16 protein-coding genes are annotated in these 15824 nt (G+C 53.0%); 2 read left to right on the forward strand and 14 right to left on the reverse strand.

Annotation, left to right across the window (positions count from 1 at the left end; all coding sequences use genetic code 11):
* Nucleotides 1–15 precede the first annotated feature (15 nt).
* The 6 genes from EHN06_RS10695 to EHN06_RS10715 form a co-directional block, all read right to left on the reverse strand.
* Nucleotides 16–210 carry a hypothetical protein gene (locus tag EHN06_RS10695; RefSeq protein ID WP_127332570.1) on the reverse strand — a complete coding sequence of 65 codons (195 nt, stop codon included), beginning with the start codon at nt 208–210 and terminating at the stop codon, nt 16–18.
* A gap of 609 nt (nt 211–819) precedes the next feature.
* Nucleotides 820–1689 carry an oxidoreductase gene (locus tag EHN06_RS10700; RefSeq protein ID WP_127332571.1) on the reverse strand — a complete coding sequence of 290 codons (870 nt, stop codon included), beginning with the start codon at nt 1687–1689 and terminating at the stop codon, nt 820–822.
* Nucleotides 1690–1759: 70 nt separating this feature from the next.
* Nucleotides 1760–2254, reverse strand: coding sequence for an SDR family NAD(P)-dependent oxidoreductase (locus EHN06_RS21615; RefSeq protein ID WP_265936891.1), 495 nt, complete (start codon nt 2252–2254; stop codon nt 1760–1762).
* Nucleotides 2255–2298: 44 nt separating this feature from the next.
* Nucleotides 2299–2565, reverse strand: coding sequence for an SDR family NAD(P)-dependent oxidoreductase (locus tag EHN06_RS21620; RefSeq protein WP_206075651.1), 267 nt, complete (start codon nt 2563–2565; stop codon nt 2299–2301).
* A 91-nt stretch (nt 2566–2656) separates the two neighbouring features.
* Entirely contained in the window at nt 2657–3577 is a 921-nt protein-coding gene (locus tag EHN06_RS10710) for an alpha/beta hydrolase (protein ID WP_127332572.1), read from the reverse strand.
* A 29-nt stretch (nt 3578–3606) separates the two neighbouring features.
* Nucleotides 3607–4392: an alpha/beta hydrolase gene (locus EHN06_RS10715; RefSeq protein ID WP_206075652.1), complete on the reverse strand. Its 786-nt coding sequence runs from the start codon at nt 4390–4392 to the stop codon at nt 3607–3609.
* 54 nt (nt 4393–4446) lie between these two features.
* Between EHN06_RS10715 and EHN06_RS10720 the strand changes: the two genes are divergently transcribed.
* A protein-coding gene (locus tag EHN06_RS10720; RefSeq protein ID WP_085986438.1) for an IS3 family transposase occupies nt 4447–5609 on the forward strand; the annotation gives its coding sequence in 2 pieces (ribosomal slippage) (nt 4447–4702 and nt 4702–5609; 1164 coding nt in all).
* A 3-nt stretch (nt 5610–5612) separates the two neighbouring features.
* Here EHN06_RS10720 and EHN06_RS21170 read toward each other — a convergent pair.
* Both EHN06_RS21170 and EHN06_RS10725 read right to left on the reverse strand, forming a co-directional pair.
* The gene (locus EHN06_RS21170; protein WP_164735602.1) at nt 5613–5753 is read right to left on the reverse strand and encodes a hypothetical protein; all 141 of its coding nucleotides are present in this window, start codon (nt 5751–5753) and stop codon (nt 5613–5615) included.
* A gap of 63 nt (nt 5754–5816) precedes the next feature.
* The gene (locus tag EHN06_RS10725; protein WP_127332573.1) at nt 5817–6572 is read right to left on the reverse strand and encodes an SDR family NAD(P)-dependent oxidoreductase; all 756 of its coding nucleotides are present in this window, start codon (nt 6570–6572) and stop codon (nt 5817–5819) included.
* A gap of 140 nt (nt 6573–6712) precedes the next feature.
* On the opposite strand from EHN06_RS10725, the gene EHN06_RS10730 reads away from it, so the two are divergent.
* On the forward strand, nt 6713–7606 hold the full coding sequence (locus tag EHN06_RS10730; protein ID WP_127332574.1) for a LysR substrate-binding domain-containing protein: 894 nt from the start codon (nt 6713–6715) through the stop codon (nt 7604–7606).
* A 239-nt stretch (nt 7607–7845) separates the two neighbouring features.
* Here EHN06_RS10730 and EHN06_RS10735 read toward each other — a convergent pair whose 3' ends face one another.
* Genes EHN06_RS10735 through gmtY form a run of 6 tightly spaced genes read right to left on the reverse strand, consistent with a single transcriptional unit; the run spans nt 7846 to nt 15696 of the window.
* On the reverse strand, nt 7846–10023 hold the full coding sequence (locus tag EHN06_RS10735) for an AAA family ATPase (protein WP_127332575.1): 2178 nt from the start codon (nt 10021–10023) through the stop codon (nt 7846–7848).
* Nucleotides 10016–10456 carry a VPA1267 family protein gene (locus tag EHN06_RS10740; protein ID WP_127332576.1) on the reverse strand — a complete coding sequence of 147 codons (441 nt, stop codon included), beginning with the start codon at nt 10454–10456 and terminating at the stop codon, nt 10016–10018. The genes EHN06_RS10735 and EHN06_RS10740 overlap by 8 nt, the downstream gene beginning before the upstream one ends.
* Nucleotides 10449–11084 (reverse strand): gamma-mobile-trio protein GmtX, encoded by a 636-nt coding sequence (gene gmtX, locus EHN06_RS10745; protein ID WP_127332577.1) that lies wholly within the window; start codon nt 11082–11084, stop codon nt 10449–10451. Before gmtX ends, EHN06_RS10740 begins: the two co-directional genes overlap by 8 nt.
* A complete protein-coding gene (locus tag EHN06_RS21500) occupies nt 11077–11493 on the reverse strand; it encodes a hypothetical protein (RefSeq protein WP_228257271.1) in 417 nt (138 codons plus the stop codon). Before EHN06_RS21500 ends, gmtX begins: the two co-directional genes overlap by 8 nt.
* A gap of 26 nt (nt 11494–11519) precedes the next feature.
* Complete coding sequence (locus EHN06_RS10750) at nt 11520–14363, reverse strand: VPA1269 family protein (RefSeq protein ID WP_228257272.1); 2844 nt, start codon at nt 14361–14363, stop codon at nt 11520–11522.
* On the reverse strand, nt 14353–15696 hold the full coding sequence (gene gmtY / locus EHN06_RS10755; protein WP_228257273.1) for a gamma-mobile-trio recombinase GmtY: 1344 nt from the start codon (nt 15694–15696) through the stop codon (nt 14353–14355). The genes EHN06_RS10750 and gmtY overlap by 11 nt, the downstream gene beginning before the upstream one ends.
* Between the last annotated feature and the right edge of the window lie 128 nt (nt 15697–15824).

Consider the following 15824-nt stretch of genomic DNA (forward strand, 5'->3'; position numbering starts at 1 on the left):
GCTTGTGTAGCACAGTTAGTAACCTGGAAAAACCATATTGAAGCTCTCCAACACTTCCACCAGACGCCCCCTGTCGATGTAAGACTTCGCCATGCTTTCCGGTACGTAGGCCAGTCCAAATCCCTCCACGGTGGCGACCATTACCTGGTAGGTTCTGTTGAATAGATATTCCCAAGGCGCGGGAGGGTCGCACACAAACATTCTGAGCATAGGCCGAATCCCCCTCTTAGGCGCAGAAGCACTAATGATGGAATAGTTCAAACCACAGGCCGCGAGTTTCACGCTGATAGTTGGGGGTCTCACGATGTCGCCCAGCGCACTTGGTGGCAATTTGTGACCGTGGGAGTTGCTCAACAATGACTCTTCTAAAGGTTGGCCTATCACCGACCAAACGACGCATATCGGACTCAAATTCCTCCATGAAGTCGTCAAGCTTGGGGCGTTCTATGAGAAGTTCGTGGCGAACTTCAAGCGAGTGAAAGAGAAGTGCGCGAGTTGACGCCCTTCTTTCGAGTCCGAGCTGGACGACCTCAGAAAGTGTTAAAGAATAGCCACAGAAGGTACTAAATTTTCACAAGAAGTACTAAGCGGTGAGGTCGACATCTACTAATACATCGGTAACGGAGCTGTTAAATCCGAGGCCGGACGCTACTGGAACTTGCTTACTTTCCATAAGATTTTTTCTTTGTATCAATTATTTATCCGAAGGCTCCGCATGAACGCATAGCGCTCATCATTAGCAAGCTTTAGCCTGGGCGATGGGGCGAACCGGAAGGGCTCGCCCATTACGTCGTTGGGAGTTGATTTGTGTTGGGTCGCTTACAGTTCGATTTCTTTGAACTCCGCGTCGTCGAACGCAGTGTCCTCACCTTGAGCGCGCCAACTTTCGAGGTCCTCTTGGCGCTTGGCAATAGTCGTTCCCCATATTGAATAGGCATCGCGTCCTAACATCAGGCGCACCGGTGGTTGATCGCTGGCAACCACTTCCAACATGCGCTGCGCTGCCTTGGATGGATCGCCAATCTGCTTTCCAGCTGAGGTTTCGAGATAGGTTTCAAACGGCTCAACCATCGGTCGATATGCAGCGATGCTTTGCAACGGACGCATGTTGACGTCACCTGCAAACTCGGTACGGAAGGCGCCGGGTTCTACCAATGTTACGTTGATACCTAGCGGCTTGGCCTCAATGGCAAGCGATTCGGTCCATCCTTCGATGGCAAACTTGGCGGCGCAGTATGGGCCCGCTGCGTTCATCGCGACAAGGCCAGCGATGCTGCTGACGGTCAGGATGTTTCCTGAGCCTTGCTTGCGCATCTGTGGCAGTACAGCGCGGGTCAATTCTGCGGCGGCGAAGAAGTTGAGCTCCATCTGCTCACGCAATTGGTCGAGACTGAACTCTTCGCAAGCACCGGCCACGCCGCGCCCCGCCACATTGGCCAGCACATCAATGCGGCCAAACCGAGCGATAGTGTCGGCCACAGCCGTATCACGGGCGGCGGCGTCGGTAACGTCCACTTCCAGAGGTAGCACCTGATCTTCATGGCCTTGAGCGATTGTTTGCAGGCGATCGAGCCGGCGTGCAGTAATCACAGCAACGTCGCCATTGGCGATAACTGCCTCGGCCAGTGCCTTACCGAAACCTGACGAGGCGCCGGTGATCAGCCAGACTTTTTGGGACAAGGTATTCATGAAATTTTCTCCGAGTAATGAAGGTAAAATATTTGCGGCCTAATGCCACCTTGTTCATGTACTGGGGCGCTTAACCACCAATAGGCTTTATATCGACATCAGCAAAGGCAGTTTCTGTACCACGGACTCGCCAGGAATTGATTTCATCAATGCGACTGGCAATGGTTTGACCCCACAGATCGTAGGCATCTTTGCCCAGCATCCGTCGCGTTGGCGCAGTTTCGTTGTCGACCGCCTCCTGATTCACGGCTGCGGCCTTCGACGGATCCCCTAACTCTTTTCCGGCCGCCCCCTCGAAATAGTCTTCAACGGGGCTTACGACGGAACGGTAGCTCTCAATTCGATTGGCAGGCCGCAGATTGACATCTCCGGCAAATCCGGTCCGGAACGATCCCGGCCCAACGATGGAGACGCGAATCCCCAGTGACGCGACCTCATTCGACAGGGTTTCAGTCAAGCACTCCAGCGCAAATTTGCTCGTGCAGTAGGGACCAGTACCCGAGATGGCAGCCAATCCTCCGACGCTTGTCACGGTAAGGATGTGCCCTTCCCCCTGTTGACGCATCTATGGCAGAACGGCCCGAGTCATTTCCGTGGTTGCAAAGAAATTCAGTTCAAACTGCGAAGCAATTCTTCCTCGGAAAATTCTTCTACCGCGTCCATGGAGCCCCTTCCGGCCACGTTGGCAAGCACATCGATTCGGCCAGAGCGGTTTACCGAATCAGTCACGGCCTTTTCGCGGGACACGTTATCGGTCATGTCGAGGGCCAACGGTAATACGCGATCTTCATGACCTTTAGCGATAGCTTGCAGGCGATCCAGGCGGCGCGCGGTAATAACTACATAATCACCCTTGGCGATGACCGCCTCGGCCAAAGCCCGATTGCAGCTCAGTGCAGAGACACTGACCGTTAAAACACCCCGCTATCAAAGCTTACACATCCCCTATTCAGGCATAAGCCGCCACTTAGAGATATTTACCAAAGAATGTTTTCAATTTCTCCACGGCCTGTTTGACCGGTTCAGGCTGGTCGTACAGGTCATAGTGGCTTGCACCTTCAACGATCAATAGATCCTTCTCTGTTGAAGCGGCTTTTTCGTATAGCTCAAAGCCATCCCGGTAGGAACCGAATGCTCCAGGAACACTGCCGATGATGATCTGCAACGGCTGCGTCAGTAGCTTTTCGGTTAGATGGAAAGCATCGAAAGTTGCTGCCGCGCCTATGCTCGTGAATCGAAGTTTGTTTGGGGAACCCGGATGCTGACCACGTGGCGTACGATAGTAGTCCACTGCCTGAACCACATCGATGTCCGTAATGCCAGCTGTTTCCAGTTCTTCTTTTGAGTTGGGAGCGTACCCGGTGATCATCGGTTCCTCTCCCCGAGCCTCGGCAGTGCGCTGCTGCCCCACGGCTTCCAACGTATTAATGGCAGCGTTGGGGCTCATATCGCCTTCTCGAACCAGACGACCGTAATTGGCCGCTACGACCGTCGCTACCGCTTTGAAACGGCGCTCACTCATGGCTGCATTGGCCGCATAGGCACCACCACCGCAGATTCCTAATACTCCAATGCGGTTCTCATCGATGAACCCCTGGGTCACCAGGAAGTCCACAGCGGAACTGAAATCAGCCACTCGGAGACCAGGATTTTCGAGGTAAGATGGTTCTCCACCACTTGCCCCCTGGGTGGCAGCATCGAAGGCCAGTGCAACGTAACCCAGCTCCGCCAATCGTTCCGCGTAGATACCTGCGGTCTGCTCCTTGCAGCTACTGATAGGGTGAGCAACGACCAGCGCGGGGTATTGCTTGGACTCATCAAAGTCCTTCGGCAAGTGAAGGTTGGCGGCGACTTCACCAATTAAGCTTTTGAACGTCACATTTCTCATGGTGTTTTCTCCTGTATTTGCTCGACTGATCAAAGGTGTTCGTTAAAGAAAGGGGCCAGTCGGCCCATCGCAGCGAAGACCAAGCGAGGCCGGTCATACATACCCACATGCGTTCCACCTTCCACAATATACGAATAATTATTATTCCCGGCGGCGCGCTCAGCTATTGCTTCAGACATCCAACGAGTGCCCGCGTCGCTTCCAGCAATGGCGAGTAGAGGCTGAGTCAGAAAGATCTCGGCATTGTTAAAAGCATCGAAGGTCACCAATTGTGCGAGACTCCGGGTGGTAAACCGGCTGGGAGCATTGGAATGCTCGCCCCGGGGGGTGCGGTAATACTCGTAGGCTTCGGCCAGGTCCGCGTTCGGTGCTGCTTGAGCGCTTGCCGGCGTTGTGGGCAGGTACTGGGTGGCACCTCCATTGGCCTCATCCACCATCGCCTGGGCGGCCAGGTCTAGAAACGGAAGACACTGTCCAGGTTCTTCTGTGCCATCCCATCCGAAACGGTACATATCGCCATAGTTGACCGCACTGACTGTACCCAGAGCTTTGATGCGGCGATCGGCCATCGTGGCATTGATGGCGTAACCACCTCCTGCACACACCCCAAAAGCTCCAATGCGATCGTTGTCGACATAGTCCAGAGTTATCAGGTAGTCGATCGCGGCACTGATATCTCCAACCCGAAGGTAGGGATTTTCAAGCTGACGAGGCTCACCGCTGCTCTCCCCTTGATAGGAGGCATCGAAGGCAAGCGTGACGAATCCGGCTTGTGCCAGTTCTTTTGCGTAAAGCCCGACGGTGTAGTGGTTCAATGATTCCGGACACCAACGTAGGTGGTAATATCGCCACCATAAACGAGGTGTCTGATGACCAGAAAGCGACGTTCTTTTTCTCCTGAGTTCAAACAGGAAGCAGCCAGCTTGGTGCTGGATCAAGGTTACACGATTCCCCAGGCGAGCGTGTCTCTGGGAATTGGTGAAAGTGCTATCCGGCGCTGGGTTAACCAATTGACCGAGGAGCGTGACGGTGTCACCCCGAAGGGCAAGGCGTTAACCCCGGAGCAGCGCCGTATTCAGGAGCTGGAAGCCCGCTGCAAGCGCCTTGAACAGGAGAAAGACATACTAAAAAAGGCTACCGCTCTCTTGATGTCGGACGACATGAATCGTACGCGCTGATAGACCAGTTGAGTGAGCGAATACCTGTTGAAATGGTCTGCAATGCGTTTGATATCAGTCGTTCTAGTTACTACGAATACCGCCAACGGCGGAACCGTGTGGATGTTGAGCGTCTGGCCCTGAAGGCCCAGGTAAACCGGCTGTTCACGAAGAGCCGCAGCTCTGCCGGCAGCCGGACAATAAAGGGCTTACTCAGCGAAGAAGGCATTGTCGTCGGGCGCTTCAAGGTTCGACGTCTGATGAGCGAGTTGGGGCTGATCTGTAAGCAGCCAGGCCCTCACGCTTACAAGCAGGCCACGGTCGAACGACCGGATATCCCGAACCACCTGGCCCGCGAGTTCACGGTAGACCGGCCCAATCAGGCTTGGTGTGGTGACATCACCTACGTCTGGAGCGGCCAGCGGTGGAGTTATCTGGCTGTCGTGCTGGATCTGTATGCTCGCCGCGTTGTTGGTTGGGCGTTGTCATCCAGTCCGGATGCAGATCTGGTCGTCAAAGCTCTGGACCACGCCTGGGAACTGCGCGGTCACCCAGAGAAAGTTATGTTCCATTCGGACCAGGGAAGCCAGTATGCAAGCCGTAAGTTCCGTCAGAGACTATGGCGCTATCGAATGACACAAAGCATGAGCCGACGTGGCAACTGCTGGGACAACGCACCGATGGAGAGGCTGTTCAGGAGCCTGAAATCTGAGTGGATACCGGCCTTGGGATATCGGAACCTGCCTGAGGCCAAAAAAGATGTTGGTGGCTATCTGATGGACTACTACAACCGGCAACGACCTCACACGTTCAACGGTGGTATTTCTCCCGTTGCCGCTGAGGAAAACCTTAAAATACTGTCCGGGATTAGTTGACCACTACACGGTCTGCTCTTTTACGCCGCCGCTGGGGTGGACACAGACGATCGCGGGATAGGCACTATTCCGGTCAAAGGACTCAGGAAAATATAAGTGCCCGGCCATGGAGATATCGTTGTTCGGGAATTCGATTGAGTTCATATTTGGCGTCCTCTTGAGATAAATCGAATTTTTAGAAAGTTTTCCTGCTATCGGGCCTTTCGATCAGTGAGGTACCTGCACATATGGGTAAATGGGCTCTTTCAGCTCCAACTGATTTTCGTCGTTGACGATGCCCACAGCCTGGTCGCTTTCAAAAAGCTGGTAGGCGTATTGGGCCAGTTGTTCCGCCGTGATAAAGGCGTTCTCCGGAAACAGCCCGTCGCCTTCGATCGCGCCTTTCTCAGATGAGTGCGTGACGAACTCGCTTTCGGTTGGCCCAGGGGCGAGAACTTTGGCGCGCATCGGCTTGCCTTGATCCATAAGGCTCTGGGCCAGCCCCTCGGTAAATGATGCGACGTAAAACTTGGTTGCGCAGTAGGTGACGGCGATATCAAACTGGGTGTAACCGCCGATGGAGGCCACATTCAGCAGTGTCACTTGGGTGTCTGAGTAGTCCCTGACATAACGCAAGGACAAGGTGGTCAGGGCCCGGACGTTCAAATCCACCATGGTCTGGGCCTTGGCCAGATCCATCTCCCATGGCATGGCAAAATCACCAAAACCGGCATTATTGATCATCACCTCAATGTCGAACTCTCGAAGCTCTTCATAAAGGCGGTCCGCGCCGCCGTCGATAGCCAGGTCACTCACCTTCACAATCACTTTGACTGAAAAGCGGGACTCGATGTCCTGTTTGATTTTGTCCAGCTCTTCCTGCCGCCTCGCTGCAATGACAAGGTTGTGGCCGTGGGCGGCAAACTGATAGCTCAACGCTTTTCCGATGCCGGAACTTGCTCCGGTAATAAGTACTGCCTTCATAAATTCTCTCCCGATATCTGGACCGAGTGTCTTCTGGATCAATCCATTGGCGTTTTCCGATGGAGACCACTATATCGGGGAGACATTAAGAAGATTATAGGCCATAATCGAAATACCTTTATCGTATTTTCTAATTAATTATGAAAGACAACCTCAATGAATTGTTCGCCTTCATGGCGGTGGCCAGAGAGCAAAGCTTCACCCGGGCCGCTGGAAAGCTTTCCACCTCCCAGTCATCGGTCAGTCAGACGGTGAAAAATCTGGAGCAGCGTTTGGGCATCAGGCTATTGTCCCGGACAACGCGGAGCGTCACGTTGACTGAGGCTGGGGAACAGCTGAAGGCGCTGGTCGAGCAGCCATTGCAGGATATCGAAGCTGGGCTATCTCAAATCACCGAGCTAAAGGAAAAACCTGCCGGCACGGTTCGTATCACTGCCGATGAATACGCCATCAACGCCTTCATCTGGCCTCGAATCAGGGATTTTCTGCACCAATACCCCGACATCACAGTCGAACTGAGCGTTGATTATGGTCTGGTGGATATCGTTGCGGAACGCTATGACGCCGGCGTACGGCGGGGCGGGCTAGTCGAAAAAGATATGATTGCGCTCCCAATCAGCCCCGAGATACCGATGGTGGTTGTGGCATCGCCAGAGTATCTGCACCAGCAGGGTGAGCCGAACAGACCGCAGGATCTCACGACAGACCACGATTGCATTAATCTCCGGCTGCCGACGCATGGAGGCGTGTTTACGTGGACCTTTAAAGATCGAGGACGCGAGCTGAAAATAAGGGGAGAAGGCCAGCTCATATTCAACAGCATCCATCAGGTAATGGAGGCAGCTGTTGCCGGATATGGGATAGCGTACGTGCCGGAGAGTATGGCCAGGGCGCACCTAAACGACGGACGTCTGGTGGAAGTGCTCGCGAAATTTCGCATGACTTTCCCTGGATATTACCTCTACTACACAAGCCGACTGCAATCTTCGCCGGCTTTTTCCTTGCTAGCGGACGCTCTTCGCTACCGAAGTTAAGTCAGCGCTGTTTTAGAAGGGATTGCGAATGTTCGCTTTTGTTTAGAAACAAACGTTTTGGATCGCTTCAAGTGCTTTCATGAACACAATTTGATGAACAGGAACAGGGCTCTGCCTTCTCGCCGCAAGCGGCGATTCACCAGAGGTATTTAAGGACCAGGGATGATCCGCTAAGCTGGAAATGCGGCACAGCCTGAGGCCCCATTGGCCGCGACCGGCGATGAGGGGGTAGTGCTCTGTCAGACAACCCCCGAATCCCTTTTCCTCTCTGTCAGTAGTTCTCTCAAAAAACTCGCTCGCCGATTCGCATGGCTTTCCGCTTTTGTTATTACCTCGAAATCGCTAACTTGCCCAACAATATGGATTTCTGCCTCGGCGCGGGTAATCGCGGTGTAAAGCCATGCTCGGTCGGAAATGCGGCCCTTCTGTACTACCACGATAATTCTTGGGAACTGGCTACCCTGAGCCTTGTGGAGCGTGATCGCATAGCCAAGTTCCATGCAGTCGAACACATCCTCGGTGATGTCTATCTCCTCTCCGGTATCCAGAGTTACGACACCAAATGTCTCCTGGTCGCCTTGAAAAGCGCGGTCTGCTGAGGATAGGACACCAAGAGATCCGTTCTGGATGCCGACAGTATAGTTGTTCCTAGTGAATAGGATCGGGTCGCCTACCCTCAGATCAATAAAGAAATCATCCCCATGCAGCTTGAACTCCAGCCTCTGGCCGCCTGGATTGATTAGCCGTTGACATTCCAGGTTTAACTCGCCAACCAGGGCCTTCGTTGCACCGATAATCTGGGTATTGTGAGCGGATTCGGCATACAGGGTCTTGCACTTATCGACTACACGCTCCGGAGGCGTCTCGTGGAACGTGATTGCACCAAATGATAACGATGGAGGAACATCGCCCCGGTTGATGGTGGCAGAGTATTCAGGGATACCCGTTGAGCCTTCCTGACGCTTCACGATATTCAGCTCAACATTGGCAACTGCGCCAGATTCGATTATGTCTGAGAGGACTTTGCCACAGCCTATGGGCGGCAGTTGGTTTGGGTCGCCCGTCAGAATAATACGTACCGACGGATCAAGGTGCGTGACGATCCGGTACATGGTCGGCAGGTCGATCATGCTGCTTTCGTCGATAACCAAGAGGTGCTTGGGCTGAACCAGAGAGGGTGAGATCGGCTCCTCCCGCAACATGCGAGCAATCGTCATGGTGAAAAAACCGATGCTTTCGTGCAGTCGCATGGCAGCCCGCCCAGACAACGCCACGGCGTGTATTTCATAGCCCAGTGCGGCGTAAGCCTTTAATACGGTCCGAAGCACCGTGGTTTTTCCAGTACCGGCACCGCCCGTAATGCAGGACACACCGTTGGTGAGACTGGATTCAACCGCCTCCAGTTGATGCTCAGTAAGATCGTAAGGCAACTCCCGGGCGGCTTCGGTCAGTGCTTTGAAAACGGATTCATCTTCGTCCGTGATGGTTGCCAGTGTTTTGAGCCGCTTGGCGACCACCGATTCCATTATTATCTGTGCAGTCGGGTGATAGGTGCCGGTCTGTGGCCTGAGAATGAACTGGCCATTGAGATAGCCATTGGCAAAGACCTCGGCAACCAGGTCTTTATCGCCCAGAAGCTTTATGATCTCGGGCCTTAAAACTTGATGCGTTGCGTAGGTGTGACCTTTTTCGACCTGCCTGCGGATTGCGCTTTCCAGGGCAGCTGCGAGCCTCACCGGAGCTGATTTCTCAAAGCCCAATTGCTCGGACATCGTATCGATGTCGGCGAACGGCATCCCAAAGCCCAGCAGAGCCCAGGGATTGGCTTTTAGGATATCGACAGTGCGCTCATCGTGATATTTGAGAATACGCTGCTGAATACGCAGCGGAATGCCCAGTGAAGCGAGCCAGTTCGCGTGTGCGAGATTCCGATACTTGGCGTAGCCGTTATACAGGGCTTCAATTGATGCGTCGCTCAGAACGTCTCTAAGACACTCTCTGTGCTCTTCCGTGTCCGTTTGGAGCAACGAGTGCAGGTCGCTCCCGAAGGCTTCCCAGAGGGCGCGAGCTTTCGACTCACCAATTCCAGTGAAGGCTTTCTCGGTAGCGATGAAGCGAATGAGCGCTTCACCCGTTTCCGGCAGCGTGCATTCCATCTCAGCCGGATCGTTATACAGATGCTGCTGAAGCTCATAATCGCCCGCCTGGACGGCCTCAAGGGCCCGCTGGCCGCGAACCCGCCACTGCTGCCCCACCGAAGGCTGGATCGGTAGAGACTGGTTTTCGCATCGGATGCTGACAATGTATTTGCCCGAATTGATTTTGTAACTGTCGGCTTTGATGGGGATGCCTGTGAAGATCGTATACTTTGAGCCACTGTGTTGGCAGCTGGTAACACGAAAATAGTCTTCATGCATCGGGCGCTACCCCGAACTCGGTTAGTACCTCCGATAGCTCGCCGTAACGTTTGAGCTTGGCTTCGAGGGTTGCCACACGAGCTTTCAGCTCGATGTTTTCCTGCTCCAGTGCCGAGAGACGCCGGGACTCCAAAGCTTTCTGGTTGACCGTGGGATCATAGCGTTTAGGTTGAGACCTCTGAACCGAAGCCTCCTGAGTAAGTGGTGGCAGTACACCCCGCTCACGTAGACCTTGCTCTAACGTTTCCAGTGCGTCCTTGATGGCTGGATTCTGACGCAGAGCGCTTTTGCCGATGCCAATGGCTTTCGCTAGCTCGCCACGGTTTAACTGGCCCCGGTGAACGATTTGCTCAAAATCCTCGTCCGTTTGCGTGGCCGCCCAGCGTTGGAAGCCAACGAGGTTCTGGCGAGCTTTCTCTTGTCCATTAGACATGCTTTAAACTCAGCACTTTTTCAATGATGTCAACGAAGCCATTACGGAAGATCACCTTGCCGTTTTGGTCCTTGATACTTCCACGTTCCCCTCGAACCCAACCCTGTCGCATCAGGAACTCATCAGAAATCGCTTCCTTCAGTGCGTCCAACTCATGACTCAGGAAATTTGGAAGTTGTGATTCAACCGCAACTTCCGAACCGGAACGGCAGTCAATTTCCAGCTTTTTAATCGACGCAAACCCTTTATTTTCGGCTCTCAGGTGACGCACTTGCGCAATCAAATCGAGGACAAGGTAACGGTGAGTCGGGTTTCCCAGATCATCCACCCAATCATATTTCCCAGACGGCGTCATGCGACCTTTGATTTCTTTTTTCTTCTGATCGCCAAGCGCCTGCCATGCTTCAATCAAAGCTCGATACGGTTCGCCCGTTTTATTCCGGATCGTTTGAGCACTCGGAACCCCACGGTTATCGCCGAGCTTGGCAATCGTTGCGATTCTAAAATCAACGGCACCCGAGCTATGATGCTCCTGACAGACCTCATGCAGTGCTTCCAGGGATTTTCTTGAGCGAGCGCTTTTTAGTTGGCTCAGTACCGCCTCGTAGACTTCGTTTGGATCACTCATGGCAGCTCTCGATTCCTAACGCGAATTTCAGAGACCCATTCATGACCGATTCGATCTCTTTGCGTATGTCAGCGAATCTCAATGGTTCAGCCAGGTCTTCCAGCGAGATTTGACCGTTCACCAACCTGTCAGCAAGGTGCCAGTCATTCCCTGTTTCCTTCATAAGCAATTGAACAACCTGGTTGGCAGCCTTGAGCTGTTGGTCTTCGGTTAGCCTGAACATTGCCGGAGCGATCCCATTGGTGTCAGCAAGTTTATCTAACATCTGACTGAGCAAAGGCTGTGCTCTGGACGCACTCGCGCTTTCGTAGATTTCGGCGTTCGCGCAAACTTCAGCCAATAGCCTGAAATCGCTTTGCTGCTCTTCCAGATGCATGCCCATTTCCACGTAATTTTCGCTGACAATCAATTGCTGTTTATCCGTCTCAGTTTTGCTCAAGAGTGCCGTAGATTGAGTGATGAGCCGGTATAAGTGCTGGAGGTCGCACGCCAGCATGTCGAGTTTTTTGGCTTTTTCTTCGTAAGCAGCAGTGACTTTTTGAGTTTTCTTGCGTTCCCAAACACCTTGCCTGCACTCTCGGCATCGTACCGCTCGTCATCGAACGCCTGCCTTTGTTCCTCCAGCTCGTGGTATTCCTTGCGGATGACGTTAATTTCGAGAATGACTTCGTTGGCGATGGCCGATAAGCCCCCAAGGAAAGCTGGGCCCGTGATGAAGAACCGGCATCGGGGGCAGTTTCTCGTTCCCAGATAGCCACTGGGAACCGGCGCGTAAAAAGCCTCGGCCTTCCGCTCGACCAATGGTTCACCACCTTCGTCACACTTGGCTCCGCCCACGGGACAAATTCCGATACTCATCAATTGAAAGGCGGCGGCCGGCCAGTCCGAATTCAAACACTGATCCAGAGTGGTTCGATCTGTGGCAATGAGCTCTGGTCGAGCCTCATCAATCTTCTTCTGGATGATGAGGTCCTGGTAGCGGTCCAGACTTTGTTCGATCGCCCGTTTCTCGGCAGCAGCCAACTCCTTTCGCATCAGGCTATGGCCAACTTTCGTGTAGTAAATTGTCATTACGAGTGACGCATGGCCAACCAACTTTGAGATCACAGTGATGGGCATTCCCCCATCGACAATGTACGCCGTAATCAGGCTGACCCGCAGAGCGTGGGGGGTAAATTGGCTCTTGTACTCCACACTGTTCTTTTTCTCAATTTTCTCAGCGAGGTCTTCCCCTAGTTTCTGGCTATAGAATAGCAACGCAGGCAAGGTGCGTGCGAAGGCGGTTGTCGTGAACATGGGCGAAACTTTGTCTTCGCAAGCCAACGAAGCCGGATCGCGAAACAAAAACGCCTGCGTCCCCCTTCTCTTGAGGATGTCCTTGTTAGTTTTTTGTCGAAGTTTGATTGCAGTCCAAGGGGTTAACCTTTCGATTGGGTTGTACTTGGCTTGCCATTCCCGTAATTGGATCACCCAGTAGGCCAGGTCATCGGGCATATAGGGCACGCTGTAGCCCCCGAGTTTCTTTCCGGTTTTGTTCGTCGTGATGTAGGAACTCAGTTCCCCGTCTTCGCCTCTTCGCAGGAAGCCCTGGTTGCGCTTCGGAGTGGCAAGATGACTGGTATTTTTGACCCATCGAACCTCACCGTCGTGCCAGACAGGAATGATCTCGTCGCCCTCGCCACTGTCCAGCCAACAGATTTGCTGCCCGCGCAGCGGCATCGACAACAACATGTAGTTCGCCACAACCTTGACCGGCGACCAGAGTTCGACGGCCTCCTCAAAATACCGCTCACCATCCGACTTTCTACGATCCTTAGTCACGGTCCGATAAATGCAGTTTGGATCGGTCTCATCAATTAATTCGGGATCGCACTCAAACCAGCAGTCCTCCAAAAAGCAATGTAACTGATGCAGATCGCGGAAAGATTTGATCTCCGAAGGAATCAGATGCTTTCTGGCGCGGACGATAGAGTCCATTGGGAGCGGCGGTTTGTTGGACTCGCTGCGTCTTATGGTTGGCAACTGGTCCAAGTAGCCTTTGAGAACGGTCCGCAATGGGTTGCGATATCCTGGCAAGAGAAGCAGCACGCCCTCATCGTCCTCATCGGAACAATAGGTGTCTAAAGCCCAGTCAAAGAAATCCGCACAAATGTTGTGCCTTGTCCTTTTTTGGGTATCTCCCGTCGACTGGACGAACGCCTCATAAATGCGTTCGTTGAACGGTATGTCCTTCGACAGCATGGCGCCGGGATTGTCAGGTAGGTTTTGCTTCGCAACAACGTCTTTTAAGAAGGCTCTTAACTGATAGTATTTAGTGTTTTGGTTGGTCCCTGCTTCCACATATCTCTGGATTGCTTCCCAGAACCTCGGATAAACGGTGAGTAATTCTGGATCGAACGCGCTTTCGTTTCCCAAAAAGCTAAACCAGCCTACCCACTCATCGGCGTACACCTGGTCGGGGCGACCCGGCAGCTTGGGGTCGTTCCGATACCCCGCCTGGTATTTATTTATACTTTTGAAACCTTGCGCCTGCGCGGCCTGAGACGCTTCGGCCAAGGTGGCATATTTCTCAGCCGGACGCTCTGTTCCCAAAAACTCGCACCAGTCCACCCACTCATCCGGGTAGGACTGCTGGGGAAGGTGCGGAAGCTTTGGATCGTCCCGGTACCCCGCCCGATATTCTTTCGAACTCTTGAAACCTAGCGCCCTCGCGGCCTGTGACGCTTCGGCCACGGTGGCGTATTTCTCAACCGGACGCTCTGTTCCCAAAAACTCGTACCAGCCCACCCACTCATCGGGGTAGGACTGCTGGGGAGTGCGCGAGAGCTTGGGATCGTCTCGATACCCCGTGTTGTATTCTTTCTGGCTCTTGAAACCTAGCGCCCGCGCGGCCTCTGATGCTTCGGCCAGGGTGGAGTATTTCTCAACCGGACGCTCTGTACCCAAAAACTCGTACCAGCCCACCCACTCATTGGGGTAGGACTGTTCGGGGCTACTCGGCAGTTTGGGGTCATCTTTATACCCCATGTAGTATTCTTTCTGACTCATCAAACCCAGCGCCCGTGCGGCCGCTGACGCTTCGTCGAGGGTAATGTATTTTTGTTGTGCATTACGGAGAAAATGAGGCCAGCTTACCCACTCATCTGGGTAGGCTTTGTCCGGCATTCTTCGCAGCCTGTCGTCTTCCTTATAGCCCTTTTGGTATTCTGCCGCCGTCTTAAAACCCAACTTCTGCGCGGCCTCGCACGCTTCGGCGTAGGTGGCGTATTTAGTCGTCATGTGAAATTCCCTTCGAAATGGCAGATATCGAGTGCTGTTCGGGTGAGAGCCTCTTCAAGTGCGCTCGCATCTGTTTCTCGGACAGTTCGGTGTATACTTGCTGACTTTCTATCGATTTATGATGGAGAGCATTTTTAATGATCAGGGAGCTGGATTTGGCGTCAGACAACGCCTGCCCGTATGAGTGACGATGGGCATGGGCCGTCGTTCCAGCTTCTTTTGAGAATGGCAGGCCGATTCGTTCTACTGCTCTTTTGAGCGACTGGTTGTAGCCTTTGATCGAGTGAGGAGCCCCAGTGCGTGTTGTAAACGCAAACGGATGATTGTCATCGTCCGAATACCGCTGATAGGTCAGGTAAAGCCGCCATAACTCATTGAAGGTTTCGCCCGCAGATTGTGGAAACCACCAAACCTGTAAGAAGTGCCTATTTTCATTGTCTTCTTTCGGATCTTTCCAGCCCGCATGCAGGGTGTGGGATTTCGGGTACTCGAATCGCGGCTTTAGGCCGAACCGCTGACGCAGTTCTTCTCGCCTGCTTGGGCTGTTCTGACCGACTTTTCCTTTGTCGGGGTGAAAGACTTTTACAAGCGCCGTTCCATCTTCCCAGGGGATAATGTCTTCTACCCAAAGGTGAAAGCATTCGCTAAGGCGCAGCCCTCCATAGTGCATCAGCATCGTGATCAGTACATTTTTTAGGTCGAGCCGCTCATGAATCCTATCGCTGGTCTCGAAGCCGTATCGAACGAATCCATCCCAAAGCAAATCATCAATCCGTCCTTCCGGAAAACTTTTCTTGCTTTCGGTACCCTTAGAGCCAGAAACCTTCCTGGGCATGACATATCGAGAATAAGAGGGATCCGGATTGTTTGCCCAAAGATGGGATAAAAAGGCACGGCGCTTTTTCTGATAGTGGGCTGCCAACCCCATCCATTCCTCGTAACGAGTTGGTTTGACCTTCGGGTTTATCTGGAATTTTTTTTCTTCGTGTTGGCGAGCCAACCAGTCGGTGTAACTTGTAATGAGCTTGATCAAAAAGGCCGCATCGTTATCTGAGCGTGGTTTCCAGCGCAACCAACTGGGGTCATTACCGTCCTCGCCAATCGTTCCCGTGTAAAGGCTGTTGGAAAACTCTCGAAAAAGTTCATAAGGTTTATCGAAGCAGCCCTCATTTTGCTTCGTGTAATCGATCAAAAGCCGGACTGCGAAGGCGCTTCTGTCTTTCCAACTCCGTGACTTATTCCGATGGACGATCAAATAGTCCAGATAACTTCTCAGCAGGCCATCGTGCGTCACGATTACCGGAAGACTGACCTGGAGTCCGGTGTTATCCATTCTGATGTTCGCTTCCACACAAACACTATTAAGCACATTTTTCTCGTATTTGTAGTATATTTTTAATAGCACTATAGTGTGCTTAAAGAAAAAAGAAAGTGCGGATTAGGAGCTATTGGGGATTTTTA

The organism is Marinobacter sp. NP-4(2019), from assembly GCF_003994855.1.
Lineage (GTDB): Bacteria > Pseudomonadota > Gammaproteobacteria > Pseudomonadales > Oleiphilaceae > Marinobacter.

Coding starts and splice junctions, on each gene's coding strand:
- EHN06_RS10695 (WP_127332570.1), bottom strand. CDS start 210: ATGCTCAGAATGTTTGTGTGCGACCCTCCCGCGCCTTGGGAATATCTA.
- EHN06_RS10700 (WP_127332571.1), bottom strand. CDS start 1,689: ATGAATACCTTGTCCCAAAAAGTCTGGCTGATCACCGGCGCCTCGTCA.
- EHN06_RS21615 (WP_265936891.1), bottom strand. CDS start 2,254: ATGCGTCAACAGGGGGAAGGGCACATCCTTACCGTGACAAGCGTCGGA.
- EHN06_RS10710 (WP_127332572.1), bottom strand. CDS start 3,577: ATGAGAAATGTGACGTTCAAAAGCTTAATTGGTGAAGTCGCCGCCAAC.
- EHN06_RS21170 (WP_164735602.1), bottom strand. CDS start 5,753: ATGAACTCAATCGAATTCCCGAACAACGATATCTCCATGGCCGGGCAC.
- EHN06_RS10725 (WP_127332573.1), bottom strand. CDS start 6,572: ATGAAGGCAGTACTTATTACCGGAGCAAGTTCCGGCATCGGAAAAGCG.
- EHN06_RS10730 (WP_127332574.1), top strand. CDS start 6,713: ATGAAAGACAACCTCAATGAATTGTTCGCCTTCATGGCGGTGGCCAGA.
- EHN06_RS10735 (WP_127332575.1), bottom strand. CDS start 10,023: ATGCATGAAGACTATTTTCGTGTTACCAGCTGCCAACACAGTGGCTCA.
- EHN06_RS10740 (WP_127332576.1), bottom strand. CDS start 10,456: ATGTCTAATGGACAAGAGAAAGCTCGCCAGAACCTCGTTGGCTTCCAA.
- gmtX (WP_127332577.1), bottom strand. CDS start 11,084: ATGAGTGATCCAAACGAAGTCTACGAGGCGGTACTGAGCCAACTAAAA.
- EHN06_RS10750 (WP_228257272.1), bottom strand. CDS start 14,363: ATGACGACTAAATACGCCACCTACGCCGAAGCGTGCGAGGCCGCGCAG.
- gmtY (WP_228257273.1), bottom strand. CDS start 15,696: ATGGATAACACCGGACTCCAGGTCAGTCTTCCGGTAATCGTGACGCAC.